Source organism: Actinomadura rugatobispora, assembly GCF_055379765.1.
In genome coordinates this window covers 1,348,721-1,361,641 of the sequence record NZ_AP029191.1, presented here as the reverse complement: position 1 = coordinate 1,361,641, position 12,921 = coordinate 1,348,721, and the positions used below count along the sequence as shown (strand labels likewise).

General features: G+C 72.9%; 11 protein-coding genes. 2 read left to right on the top strand and 9 right to left on the bottom strand.

Translation table 11 applies throughout. The features are described 5' to 3' along the window. Window positions 1-156: 156 nt before the first annotated feature. Window positions 157-786 carry a hypothetical protein gene (locus tag ACZ466_RS05470; RefSeq protein ID WP_378284433.1) on the bottom strand — a complete coding sequence of 210 codons (630 nt, stop codon included), beginning with the start codon at window positions 784-786 and terminating at the stop codon, window positions 157-159. 91 nt (window positions 787-877) lie between these two features. Further along, window positions 878-1,165 carry a hypothetical protein gene (locus ACZ466_RS05465; protein WP_378284434.1) on the bottom strand — a complete coding sequence of 96 codons (288 nt, stop codon included), beginning with the start codon at window positions 1,163-1,165 and terminating at the stop codon, window positions 878-880. Between the two features lie 290 nt (window positions 1,166-1,455). Between ACZ466_RS05465 and ACZ466_RS05460 the strand changes: the two genes are divergently transcribed. Further along, complete coding sequence (locus tag ACZ466_RS05460) at window positions 1,456-2,121, top strand: hypothetical protein (RefSeq protein ID WP_378284435.1); 666 nt, start codon at window positions 1,456-1,458, stop codon at window positions 2,119-2,121. Here ACZ466_RS05460 and ACZ466_RS05455 read toward each other — a convergent pair. The 5 genes from ACZ466_RS05455 to ACZ466_RS05435 form a co-directional block, all read right to left on the bottom strand. Then, window positions 2,118-2,483, bottom strand: coding sequence for a hypothetical protein (locus ACZ466_RS05455; RefSeq protein ID WP_378284436.1), 366 nt, complete (start codon window positions 2,481-2,483; stop codon window positions 2,118-2,120). The genes ACZ466_RS05460 and ACZ466_RS05455 overlap by 4 nt on opposite strands. A 106-nt stretch (window positions 2,484-2,589) precedes the next feature. Continuing rightward, window positions 2,590-3,945: an FAD-dependent oxidoreductase gene (locus ACZ466_RS05450; protein WP_378284437.1), complete on the bottom strand. Its 1,356-nt coding sequence runs from the start codon at window positions 3,943-3,945 to the stop codon at window positions 2,590-2,592. Window positions 3,946-4,038: 93 nt separating this feature from the next. Beyond that, window positions 4,039-5,532: an amino acid permease gene (locus ACZ466_RS05445; RefSeq protein ID WP_378284438.1), complete on the bottom strand. Its 1,494-nt coding sequence runs from the start codon at window positions 5,530-5,532 to the stop codon at window positions 4,039-4,041. A gap of 171 nt (window positions 5,533-5,703) precedes the next feature. Beyond that, window positions 5,704-7,791, bottom strand: coding sequence for a 3-hydroxyacyl-CoA dehydrogenase NAD-binding domain-containing protein (locus ACZ466_RS05440; RefSeq protein WP_378284439.1), 2,088 nt, complete (start codon window positions 7,789-7,791; stop codon window positions 5,704-5,706). After that, window positions 7,788-8,990 (bottom strand): thiolase family protein, encoded by a 1,203-nt coding sequence (locus ACZ466_RS05435; RefSeq protein ID WP_378284440.1) that lies wholly within the window; start codon window positions 8,988-8,990, stop codon window positions 7,788-7,790. The genes ACZ466_RS05440 and ACZ466_RS05435 overlap by 4 nt, the downstream gene beginning before the upstream one ends. A 150-nt stretch (window positions 8,991-9,140) precedes the next feature. On the opposite strand from ACZ466_RS05435, the gene ACZ466_RS05430 reads away from it, so the two are divergent. After that, a complete protein-coding gene (locus ACZ466_RS05430) occupies window positions 9,141-11,030 on the top strand; it encodes an AMP-binding protein (protein ID WP_378284441.1) in 1,890 nt (629 codons plus the stop codon). Here the strand turns inward: ACZ466_RS05430 and ACZ466_RS05425 are convergent. Further along, complete coding sequence (locus ACZ466_RS05425; RefSeq protein ID WP_417281730.1) at window positions 10,984-12,204, bottom strand: sensor histidine kinase; 1,221 nt, start codon at window positions 12,202-12,204, stop codon at window positions 10,984-10,986. The genes ACZ466_RS05430 and ACZ466_RS05425 overlap by 47 nt on opposite strands. A 5-nt stretch (window positions 12,205-12,209) precedes the next feature. Next, complete coding sequence (locus tag ACZ466_RS05420; RefSeq protein WP_378284443.1) at window positions 12,210-12,869, bottom strand: response regulator transcription factor; 660 nt, start codon at window positions 12,867-12,869, stop codon at window positions 12,210-12,212. Between the last annotated feature and the right edge of the window lie 52 nt (window positions 12,870-12,921).

Below are 12,921 nucleotides of genomic sequence, written 5' to 3'. Positions count from 1 at the left end.
TCGCTTCGCGATCTGGCCGGTGAGGCTCGCCTCACCGGCCAGGCCGTGTTTCAAAGTCCCGGCCTACGGCGCTCGCCTGGCGGCTCGCTCCTCACCGGGCCTTGGCGAGCGCGGCATCGCGCTCGCGCGGTACCTGGGGCCGCTTTGAGGCAGTCCCTAGAACCCCGGCGGGCCGGCGAGCTCGCGCGGCATGGCCGGCATGCTCGGCTCCTGCGGCAGGTTGGAATCGCGCAGCATGGCGGGCATGCGCGGCTCGCGCAGCGGGCGGCTCGGCCTGCGCGACTCGCCGCGCGGCTGCTGCGGCTGCTGCGCCTGGTGCGGCTTGTGCGCGGTGCGCTTGGGCGTGGTCGGCGTCTGCCTTGCCGGTCGGCGCGGCCCGCCGGGGCCGGAGCTCGTCGCGGCTGGAGCCTTCTGCGCGGCGGGCTTGCGTGCGGCCCCGGACGTGCCGTTCGCGGCCGGCCTGGCCTTTTGGGCGTTCTGACCGGTGGCGCCTCGCGGCCTGCCGGACGCGGCCCCCTGGCCGCGACCGCCGGCGACGCTGTGCGTCCGGCGGATCTCGGCACCCTGCGCCGTCGCCACGTACACGAACTCGGTGAAGCTGGTGCGCCCGTCGGCGCCCACGCGGGCCTCCCGGACGTGGAGCTCCGCCCCATAGGGCCGCGCGGTCATCTCACTGGACGAGTGCGCGGTGGAGGAGTCGGCCCACACCACCGTGGGCGTTGCCGTGACGAGGCCGAACGCGGCAAGGCCCGGCAGGGCGATGCGGCGTGCCGTGCGTCTGCTCATGGAAGTCCTTTACGAGAGGCAAGATCCTGAACGGCCCCGCCCGTGAGCGCGGGCGGGGCCTGGAACCGGGAACGGGTCCCGATCAGGGACGTCAGTCGGCGAAGCTGCCGACCTTGAACGATGTGGCGCCGTGCTTGTCAGCGATCGTGCCCCACTTCTTGAAGAAGGCCTTGCCGTGGCGGTGGTTGCCCTCCTTGCCGCCGTCCTTGCCCTCGTGGCCGTGGCCGGCGGCGGAGACGAGACCGAAGGACGCCGCGCCCTTCGGGGTGGCCGTCTCGAACTCGCGGGAGTGCCAGGTGTCGGCCATCGCCGCCGACCCGAACATGGCCATCCCGGCAGCGGCGAAGCCGACGATCGCGACGCGTTGCACGTTGTTCATTTCTTCGTTTTCCCTTCTCACCCCGACGGCGCCCTCGCACCGTCGCGGCCCAGTGGTCGCGGACCGTCCCCCGATCACGACCTCGGTGGCGGCCCGCGCGCTTCCACGCCAACAACTACCCCACGTGCATGATCAAACACAGTTCGTGATTAAACGTCGCCGGACGCGTACTTGGCCCTCTCCTGACCTGTACGCCGTTTGGTTTCAAAGCGTCGCCGTCTGGTAACAGTGTGTAGTTGACCGAAGTGATCAAGGTTTCGGCGTGACGGGAGACGAAGAACATGCGACACATGAACGCAGGACACGGGAACGGCAGACCCGGGAACGGGCGGGGCGCGGGGGCGGTCCGGCGGGCCGCGCTGCCGGCGGCGGTGCTGGCGGTGGTGACCGCGCTCCCCGCGGCGGCGGTGGCGGCGCACACGCCCGCCGCGGAGGAGGATGAGCCGACTTCGCTGGCGTGCCCGGAGGGCGTGGGGGACGAGGACGAGCTCGCCCAGGCGTTCCGGACGGGCGGCACCATCCTGCTGGAGTCCCGCTGCACCTACACCCTGACCAGGCGGCACGGCAAGGTCTCGGCGCTGCCGCCGATCGAGAACGACACCGTCATCGACGGCGGGGGCTCCACGATCGCCTGGGGCGGCAGCGAGCGGGTCGGGTCGCTGCTCGAGATCGCCGGGTCGCAGATCCGGCTCGAGCTGCGGGACGTCCACTTCAGGCCCGGCGCCGGGATGACCCTGATGCGGGTCCGGAGCGGCTCGTCGGTGTCGGTCAGCCAGACCGGGGGCGGCCGCGACCTGGCCAACCTGCGCGAGGGCGACAACGCCAAGGGCACCGTCAGGGACAAGTTCGAGGATGCGGGGAAACTGGCCTCGTGGCTGCTGCCGGCGCTGGGGGAGGCGCCCGCCATGCTGGGGGAGGCGGTGCGGGAGGAGCTGGCGGAGAGGTCCGACCGTTAGACGCCCTCCGCCGACGCCAGTCGCCAGTAGTGGGTGATGGACGCCGCGGCGGTGCCGAGGTCGCGGCCGGAGTAGGTCCACCGGCCGCGCAGCCGCCACGGCCGTCCGGCGCCGTCCTGGACGAACACCTGCAGAGGGAAGGTCGCGTCATGCGCCCGGATCACTCCGGACGGATCGACGGTCGGCCGTAGTTCGGGCTCGCCCTCGCAGCGCACGCCCATGACGCGCGTCCGCGGATCCTGGCGCAGCAGGCCGCGCGTGAGGTCGTACACGAGCACGGACACGTAGTCGGGGCCGAGCCACCGCAGATCGGGCAGCCTGCCGGGAGGGGGGAATCCGTACAGCTCTGGACCGCCGGTCACACGCGCACCGTAGCGCTCCGGTCAGGTCTGCGTCACCACCCCGTGGCGGGGATTGTCCGGCGGCCCAGGTGGTCTCCGCGGTGTCGGAACGGACCATTCACCGGCGTCAGCCGGGGTGGCAGGCCGACCGCATCGCCTCCCAGCGGGCCAGCTTGACCCGCTCGCCGCGGCCCAGCGAGCCGGCCAGCTCGATCTCGGCGGTGTCCAGGTTGAGCCAGTCGGCGTAGGTGACCACGCGCAGGCCCCGAGACTCCAGCAGTTCCTCGACCGTGCGGTCGGGGCGGGGGCCCTCGGGGTCGAGGTCCTCCAGCAGGTGCCGGACGGTCTCGGCCGCGTCGGACTTGTTGGTGCCGACGACCCCGGTGGGCCCGCGCTTGATCCATCCGGCCACGTACTCGCGCGGGATAGCGGCGCCGTCCGGGCCGGTGATCCGGCCGCCCTCGTTCGGCACGACGTAGGCGCGCTCGTCGAACGGGACGCCGTCCAGCGCCACGCTCTGGTAGCCGACCGAGCGCAGCACCAGGCCGACCGGGAGCGTCTCGAACTCGCCGGTGCCCCGCACCCGGCCGTTCTCGTCCAGCGTGGTGCGCTCGACCCGCAGCCCCTCGACCCGCTCGGTGCCGAGGATCTCCACGGGGGCGCGCCAGAACCGCACGTCGATGCGGCGCGGGGCGCCGCCGTCCGGTTCTCCGGTCCAGCCGCCCAGGACCTTGACGTTGCCGCGCACGTGCCGGTCGGACTCGACCTGCTCCGCGCTCGCCGGGTCCAGTTCCATGTCCTCGGGCCGCACGTGGACGGCCACGCCGGGCAGCTCGCCCAGCTCGCGCAGCTCCTTGGTGGTGAACTTGGCCTGCGCCGGGCCGCGCCGCCCGATCATGTGGACGCGCTTCACCCGGCTGGCGGCCAGCGCCTCCAGCACCTGCTCGGGCACGTCGGTCTCGCGCAGCTCGTCGGCGGTCTTGGCCAGGATCCGCACCACGTCCACGGCCACGTTCCCGACCCCGATGACCGCGACCTCCTCGGCGGTGAGGTCGAAGACGTGGTCGGCGGCGTCGGGGTGGCCGCAGTACCAGTTGACGAAGTCGGTGGCGGCGATGCTGCCGGGCAGCTCCTCGCCCGGCACGCCCAGGTGCCGGTCGACCATGGCGCCGGTGGAGTAGAGCACCCCGTCGTAGCAGTCGAGCAGGTCGGCCCGGGTCAGGTCGCGGCCCAGCTCGACGCAGCCGAAGAACCGGACGGCCGGGTTCTCCAGGACCTTCTGCAGGTAGCGGGCGATCGACTTGATGGACTTGTGGTCGGGCGCGACCCCATATCTGACCAGCCCGTACGGCGTCGGCAGCCGGTCGAAGACGTCCACGCGGACGTTCCCGTCGGTCTGCTTGACGAGGGCCTCGGCGGCGTACAGGCCCGCGGGCCCGGAGCCGATCACTGCGACACGCAGAGGAGCAGCCATGCGCGCCATTGTGCCCATCCGGCCGCGCGAAGGACACAGCGACCCCGGAAGAGGTTGCGAATTCGCAGGTCACAGGGGTGTAGCGCAGGCGCGCCGGGCGCGTCAGCGGGCCCCGGCACGGTGCGCGGCGGCGCCGAGGCGGCTCTTCCGGCGGCCGTAGGCGAAGTAGATCAGGAAGCCGATCGCCATCCAGACCAGGAACCGCAGCCAGGTCTCCACCGGCAGGTTGAGCATCACGAACAGGCAGGCCAGCACCGACAGCGCCGGGACCAGCGGCACCAGCGGGGTGCGGAAGGCGCGGTGCAGATCGGGACGGGTGCGGCGCAGCACCACCACCGCGATCGACACCACCACGAACGCGAACAGCGTGCCGATGTTGACCAGTTCGGCCAGCGCGGCCAGCGGGATGAACCCGGCCAGCACCGCCGCGATCACGCCCATCAGGATGGTCGAGCGGTACGGCGTGCCGAACCGCGGATGCACGGCCGACAGCCACTGCGGCAGCAGTCCGTCCCGGCTCATCGCGAAGAACACCCGGCTCTGCCCGAGCAGCAGGATCAGCACCACGGTGGTGAGACCGGCGACCGCGCCGATGCTGATGATGGTGGCGAAGCCGGGACTGCCGACGGACTTGAACGCGTCGGCCAGCGGCGCGGCCTCGCTGAGTTTCGTGTAGTTCTGCATCCCGACCACGACCAGGGACACCGCCGCGTACAGCACCGCGGTGATCACCAGCGAGCCGATCAGGCCGAGCGGCAGGTCGCGCTGCGGCCGGCGGGCCTCCTCCGCGGCGGTCGCGACGATGTCGAAGCCGATGTAGGCGAAGAACACGATGGCGATGGCGGCGAAGATGCCGAACCAGCCGTAGCTGACCGGGCTGATGCCGAACAGCACCTGCAGCAGCGGGGCCTGGAGCCCCTCGACCGCCGGGGTGGGCTCGGCCGGCGGGATGAACGGGGTGTAGTTGTCGGCCGTGACGTAGAACAGCCCCGCGATGATCACCAGCAGGACCACCGACACCTTGATGGCCACGACCACCGCGTTGACCCGCGAGGAGAGCTTCACGCCCAGCACCAGCACCGTGGTCACCGCCAGGACCAGCAGGATGGCGGGCACGTTGACGGCACCGCCCTCCGTGCCCGGCGGATTGGCCAGCGCCGGCGGCACCGTGAGCCCCACGGTGTCCAGGAGCGACACCGCGTACCCCGACCAGCCGACCGCGACCACGGCCGCGGCCAGCGCCAGCTCCAGGATGAGGTCCCAGCCGATGATCCAGGCGGGCAGCTCGCCGAGCGTGGCGTAGGAGAAGGTGTAGGCCGACCCCGCCACCGGGACCGTCGAGGCGAACTCGGCGTAGCACACCGCCGCCAGCCCGCACACCACCGCGGCGAGGACGAACGAGATCGCCACCGCCGGCCCGGCCTTGTCCTTGGCGACCTGCCCGGTCAGCACGAAGATGCCGGTGCCGATGATCACACCGACGCCGAACACCACCAGGTCCACCGCCGACAGCTCGCGGCGCAGCCGGTGCTCGGGGGACCCGGCCTCGGTGTCGCGGATCGACTCCTCGACGCTCTTGGTACGGAACAGGCTCACGCCGTCCTCCTCGGCGGGGGGAATGGTATGGACCTATGATCGCCATTTGCGACCGTCCGAAACCAGCGCGTGATGGTTCGGGAGGAACGCGCGGAAAGGGCGTTCCAGAGTGAAAACTCTGGAACGCCCTGTTCGCGATCCGCGGCAGACCTCCGGGCGGAACCTCCGGTGTCAGCGGGGCGGCGAGGCCACGCCTGGCTCCAGGAAGCGGACGCCGTTCACCCGCTCCGCGATCCCGGTCCGGTCCAGGTACGGGGTGATGCCGCCCAGGTGGAACGGCCAGCCCGCGCCCAGGATCATGCACAGGTCGATGTCCTGCGCGGCGGCCACCACGCCCTCGTCCAGCATGATCCGGATCTCCTCGGCCAGCGCCCGCAGCGCCCGGTCCAGGACCTCCTCCTCGGTGGACGGCGACGTGCCGCCCCCGAAGAGCTCCACCGCCTCGGGGTCGAGGGTGAAGTCGGGCCGGTACACCCCCGTCTTCCCGGCCTTGACGAAGGCGGCGAACTTCTCCGACAGCGGGAAGCGGCCGGGGAACGCGCCGTGCAGCGTCTCGTTCACGTGCAGCGCGATCGCCGGGCCGACCAGGCCCATCAGCACGAACGGCGGCATCGGCAGCCCGAGCGGGGCGGCGGCGCGCTCGGCCGTCTCGATCGGGGTGCCCTCGTCCACGGTCTGGATGATCTCGGCCATCAGCCGCAGCAGGATCCGGTTGACCACGAACGCGGGCGCGTCCTTGACCAGCACGCACGACTTCTTCAGCGCCTTGCCGGTCGCGAACGCGGTGGCCAGCGCCGCCTCGCCGGTCCGCTCGCCGCGCACGATCTCCAGCAGCGGCAGCACCGCGACCGGGTTGAAGAAGTGGAAGCCCACGACCCGCTCGGGGTTCTTGAGGCCGGAGGCCATCTCCGTGACCGACAGCGAGGAGGTGTTGGTCGCCAGCACGCACTCGGGGGAGACGTACTCCTCCAGTTCGGCGAACACCTTCTGCTTGACCGACATCTCCTCGAACACGGCCTCGATCACGAAGTCGGCGTCGGCGAAGGCGTCCTTGGCCAGCGAGCCGCCGATCAGCGACTTGAGCCGGTTGGCCTTGTCCGCCGGGACGCGGCCCTTGGCGACCAGCTTGTCGATCTCGCCGTGCGCGTACCCGACGCCCTTGTCCAGGCGGTCCTGGTCGAGGTCGGTCAGGACGACCGGGACCTCCAGGCGGCGGGCGAACAGCAGTGCCAGCTGCGAGGCCATCAGGCCCGCCCCGACCACGCCGACCTTGGTCACTTGACGGGCCAGCTCCCTTGCGGGCGCCCCGGCGGGCCGCTTGGCGCGCTTCTGGGTGAGGTCGAAGGCGTACAGTCCGGCGCGCAGCTCCTCGCTCATGATGAGGTCGGCGAGCGCTTCGTCCTCGGCGGCGAAGCCCTCGTCGCGGGTGCGGTCCTTGGCGGCGGCCACCAGGTCGAGGGCGCGGGTGTACGACGGCGCGGCGCCGTGCAGCTTGCCCTCGACCGTCCAGCGGGCCTGCGCGATCGCGTCGTCCCACGCCTTGCCGGTGTCGACGGCGGGCCGCTGCACCCTGATGTCGCCGTTGAGGACGCGGGCGGTCCAGGCCAGCGACTCCTCCAGGAAGTCGGCCGACTCGAAGATCGCGTCAGCCAGGCCCAGCTCGTGGGCCTCCCGGCCCTTGATCATGCGGTTCTGGGCGAGCGGGTTGTCGATGATGACCTTGAGCGCCCGCTCCGCGCCGACCAGCCGGGGGAGCAGGTACGTGCCGCCCCAGCCGGGCACCAGGCCCAGGAACGCCTCCGGCAGCGCCAGCGCCGGGACGCCCGCGGAGATCGTCCGGTACGAGCAGTGCAGGGCGACCTCCACGCCGCCGCCCATCGCCGCGCCGTTGACGTAGGCGAAGGAGGGCACCTCCAGCTCGCCCAGCCGCCGGAACACCTCGTGCCCGAGCCTGCCGATGGCGTGCGCGTCGCCCCGCTCCCGGATCAGCGGCACGCCCTTGAGGTCGGCCCCGACCGCGAAGATGAACGGCTTGCCGGTCACGCCGACCGCGGCGAGGTCGTCGCGGGCGGCCACGGCGTCCAGCGCGGCGTTCAGCTCGGCCAGGCCGGCGGGGCCGAAGGTGTTGGGCTTGGTGTGGTCGTGCCCGTTGTCGAGGGTGATCAGCGCCAGCGTGCCGGCGCCGTACGGCAGCGCCACGTCCCGGACGCGCGCGTGCGTGACGACCTCGTCGGCGAAGAGTTCCTTGATGCCCGTCACTTGGCGCCCTCCCGGTTCGCGTTCTCCCAGAGGACGGTGCCGCCCATGCCCATGCCGACGCACATGGTGGTCAGCCCGTACCGGACGTCGGTGCGCTCCTCGAAGAGGCGGGCCAGCTGGTTCATCAGCCGGACGCCGGAGGAGGCCAGCGGGTGGCCGAGCGCGATCGCGCCGCCCCACGGGTTCACCCGAGGATCGTCGTCGGCGAGCTTGAAGTGCTCGAGGAACGCCAGGACCTGGACGGCGAACGCCTCGTTGATCTCGATCAGGCCGATGTCGTCCATGGTGAGGGCGTTGCGGGCGAGCAGCCGCTCGGTGGCGGGCACCGGGCCGACGCCCATCACCTCGGGCTCGACCCCGGCGAAGGAGAAGTCGATCAGCCGCATCCTGGGCGTGAGGCCCAGCTCGCGGGCGACGTCCTCGGCGGCCAGCAGGCAGGCGGTGGCGCCGTCGTTGAGCCCGGCGGAGTTGCCCGCGGTGACGTTCCCGGCGACCCGGAACGAGGTCTTCAGCCCGGCCAGCCCCTCCATCGTGGTGCCGGGGCGGGGCGGCTCGTCCTCGGTGGCCAGGCCCCATCCCTTCTCCACCGAGCGGATCGCGGTCGGCACCAGGTCCGGCTGGATCCTCCCGGCGGCGTAGGCGGCGGCGACCTTCGCCTGGCTGCGCACCGCGTACGCGTCGGCGCGCTCCTTGGTGATCTGCGGGAACCGGTCGTGCAGGTTCTCCGCGGTGGAGCCCATGACCAGCGCGGACGGGTCGACCAGCTTGTCGGCGAGGAAGCGCGGGTTGGGGTCGACGCCCTCGCCCATCGGGTGGCGGCCCATGTGCTCGACGCCGCCGGCGATGGCCACGTCGTAGGAGCCGAAGGAGATGCCCGCTCCGGTGGTGGTCACGGCGGTCATCGCGCCCGCGCACATCCGGTCGATGGCGAATCCGGGGACGCTCTTGGGCAGCCCGGCCAGCACGGCGGCGGACCGGCCGATGGTCAGGCCCTGGTCGCCGGTCTGGGTGGTGGCGGCGATGGCGACCTCGTCCACCCGCTCGGGCGGGAGGGACGGGTTGCGGCGCATCAGCTCGCGGATCGCGCGGACGACCAGGTCGTCGGCGCGGGTCTCCGCGTACAGGCCCTTGGGGCCCGCCTTGCCGAACGGCGTGCGTACGCCGTCGACGAACACGACGTCACGTGCGGTACGGGGCACGGCTCGGCCCTCCTCTACTCGTCGGTAACCTCAATACTACTCGTCAGTAACCACTGACTCCCGCGAGGTCCGGCGAGGCCGCCCGCGGCGCCCTTGTCCACTGGGGGAACCCGTGGGTAACGTGGCCGGAAATCACCGGAGGAGGGCACGGTGGTGCACGCGAGGCCCGTCTATCGTCCGGGGGCGCGACGGCGGATCGGGCACGTGCGCGACCTCACCGCGCTCGTGCTGCGTTCCGGGGTCGTCTCCCACGGCCGCCCGCTCCGCACGTTCCGGCAGATGGGCGCGCTGCGCCGGTGGGGCACCACCCTCGCCGGCCTGGTGGCCGCCGCCGTCGCCCGCGTCCCCGACCGCCCCGCCGTCATCGACGAGCGCGGGATGCTCACCTTCGCCGAACTCGACGACCGCAGCACCCGGCTCGCCGTCGGGCTGCCCCTGGACGGCCCGCGCCCCCGCGTGGGCGTGCTGTGCCGCAACCACCGCGGCATGGTCGAGACCCTGGTGGCCTGCAGCAAGCGCGGCGTCGAGGTCGTCCTGATCAACACCGGGTTCGGGGCGGGACAGGTGCGGGCCGTGCTCGGCGAGCTGCGGATGGACCTCATCGTCGCCGACGCCGAGTTCGCGCCGCTGCTGGCGACCGTGCCGATCGCGCTGCGCCGTACCGTGGTGTGGGCCGACCACGCCCCGGGGCCCGAGGGCGGCCCGCCGGGCCCCGCCACCGGCTCCGGCCCCTTCGCCGCGCCCCCGCCCGCGACCGGCCACGCGGGGCCGACCCTCGACCAGATCGTGCACTCCGCGCCCGCGCCCAAGCTGGCGCCGCCGCAGGTCCAGAGCCGCACCATCGTGCTCAGCTCGGGCACCACCGGACGGCCCAAGGGCGCCCGCCGCCGCCCCCGCCCCGGACTCTGGTCGCTGGCGTCGATGGCCTCCCGGATCCCGCTGCGCGCCCGCCAGACGATGATCATCGAGGCGCCGCTGTTCCACACCTGGGGGTACGCCGCCCTCCAGATGGCCTGGGGGCTGCGCGCCCCCGTCGTGCTGCGCCGCCGCTTCGACCCCGAGGCCACGCTGCGCTCGATCGCCGCGCACCGGAACACCGCGGTGTTCCTCGTCCCGGTGATGCTGCACCGGATCATGGAGCTGCCCGAGGAGGTCCGGGGCCGGTACGACGCCTCGTCCCTGCGCATCGTCGCGCTCAGCGGCGCCGCCCTCCCCGGCGACCTGGCCACCCGCTTCATGGACGCCTTCGGCGACCGGCTCTACAACGTGTACGGGTCCACCGAGGTGTCCTGGGTCTCCATCGCCACCCCCAAGGACCTGCGGGCCGACCCCCGCACCGCCGGACGGCCGCCGCGCAACACCTCCCTGTCCATCCTGGACGAGGACGGCGCCGCGGTCGGCCGCTCCACCATGGGCCACATCTTCGTCGCCAACGAGCTGCTGTTCGAGGGCTACACCGGCGGCGAGCCCATGGAGGTCCGGGACGGCCTGCTGGCCACCGGCGACCTCGGCCACATCGACCACCGCGGCCTGCTGTTCGTGGACGGCCGCCGCGACGGCATCGTGGTCTCGGGCGGGGAGAACATCGTGCCGCGCGACGTCGAGGACGCCCTGACCCGGCTGCCGCAGGTGCACGAGGTCGCCGTGATCGGCCTCCCGGACGCCACCTGGGGGCAGCGGCTGGCCGCCTACCTGGTGCTGCGGCCCGGCGCGGCCCTGGACGCCGACACCGTCCGCGCGCACGTCCACGACGAGGTGGCCCGGTACGCCGTCCCGCGCGACGTGCACTTCATCGACGAGCTGCCCCGCAACGCCACCGGCAAGGTCGTGCACCGGTGGCTGGCCGCCGGACCCCGCGGATCGGCGCCCGAAGGCCGGGTCAGCTGGTCGCGCCCGCCCGCGACCCCGGGAGCGCGGCCGCGTCCGGGCATGGAACTGGCCGCCGCGCCCATCCCCGACGACGTCGATCCGCCGCCGCCCCGAGAGGACGGCCCTACGGCACCGGATCCCGCACCGGGGCCGAGCTCCGCCCCGCAGTGACCCGTCCCGGCGGCGCCGCCTCCGCGGACGACACCGGGAACCGCAGCGTGATCGCCAGGCCGCCGTCCGGGCGCGGCACGGTCTCGACCGTGCCCCCGTGCGCCTCCACCACCGCCCGCACGATCGACAGCCCCAGCCCCGCCCCGTCCGCCGACCCCACCCGGTCGGCGCGCAGCCGCCGGAACGGCTCGAAGATCCGCTCCACCTCGTAGGACGGGACGGGCTTGCCGGTGTTGGCCACGTGCAGGACCGCCGACCCGCCCCGGGTCCCGGTGCGCACCCACACCCTCCCGCCCGGCACGTTGTACTTCAGCGCGTTCTCCAGCAGGTTCACCGCGCAGCGCTCCAGCAGCACCGGATCGCCGTCGACGGCCGCGTCCCCCAACCTGGCCTCCACCTCGATCTCGCCGGACGGCTCCTCCAGCTGGTCCAGCGCGCTGCGCACCACGTCCGGCAGCGGCGTCGCGGTGCGGGCCTGCGGCTCCCGCTCCGAGCGGGCGAGCAGCAGCAGCCCCTCGATCAGCCGCTCGTGCCGGGCGGTGTTGCCCAGCAGCACCTCGGCCAGCGCCTTGGTCTCCGGCGGGTTCTTCCGGCTGGCCAGCGCCACCTCCAGCACCGTCCGGTTGATCGTCAGCGGGGTGCGCAGCTCGTGCGAGGCGTTGGCGACGAACCGCCGCTGCGCGTCGAAGGCGCCGCCGAGCCGGTCCAGCATCCGGTCGAAGGTGTCGGCCAGGTCCTTGATCTCGTCCTGCGGCCCGTCCAGCGAGATCCGCTCGTGCAGGGTGCTCTCCGACAGCCGCCGGGCGGTCGCGGTGACGGTGTGCAGCGGGCGCAGCATCCGCCCCGCCACCAGGTACCCGATCAGCACCGCGACCACCCCGAACGCCAGCAGCATGAGCAGCGAGGTCTGCAGCAGCTGCGCCAGCACGTCGGCCTTCTGCTCGTTCAGCTGCCGGTTGAGCTCGGCCTTGGCCATCGCGACCGCCTGCGCCCGGTCGGCCGCGGTGAGGATCCGCTCCACCTGCGCCGGCCGGATCGCCCCGCCCATCGGGTTGACGCTGAACCGCTCCTCGATGGCCCGCGCGGTGAGGAAGTAGCTCACCGCGACCAGCACGGTGATCGACACCAGGAACAGCGACCCGTACACCAGGGTCAGCCGGGCCCGCACGCTCATCCGGGTCATCGGGCCTCCAGCCGGTAGCCCGACCCGGTCACCGTCTCGATCACCGGCGGCTCGCCGAGCTTCTTGCGCAGCGTGGCCATGGTGACCCGGACGATGTTGCTGAACGGGTCGATGTGCTCGTCCCAGGCCCGGTCCAGCAGCGCCTCCGCGCTCACCACCCCGCCGTCGGCGCGCAGCAGCTCCTCCAGCACGGAGAACTCCTTCCTGGTGAGCCGCAGCGCGCGCCCGTCGCGGGCGACCGTGCGCCGGTGCGGGTCCAGGCGGATCCCCGCCCGCTCCAGCACCGGCGGCACCGCCCGCCCCGACCGCCGCGCCAGCGCCCGCACCCGCGCCACCAGCTCGTGGAACACGAACGGCTTGGGCAGGTAGTCGTCGGCGCCGAGCATCAGGCCGTCCACCCGCTCGTCCACGTCCCCGGCCGCGGTCAGCATCAGGATCCGGCCGGGATGCCGTCCGGCCAGCTCGCGGCAGACGTCGTCGCCGTGCACCGTCGGCAGGTCCCGGTCCAGCACGACCACGTCGTAGTCGGTGTACGAGGCGCGCTCGAGGGCGTCGTCGCCGTCGTACACGACGTCGACGGCGATCGCCTCCTCGCGCAGCCCCTCGGCGATCGTGTCCGCGAGCACGCGCTCGTCCTCGACGATCAGTACGCGCACACCAGCCCCCTCCCGGTCCGGGCCCCTGGCGAACCCGGGGCCAGCATGCACG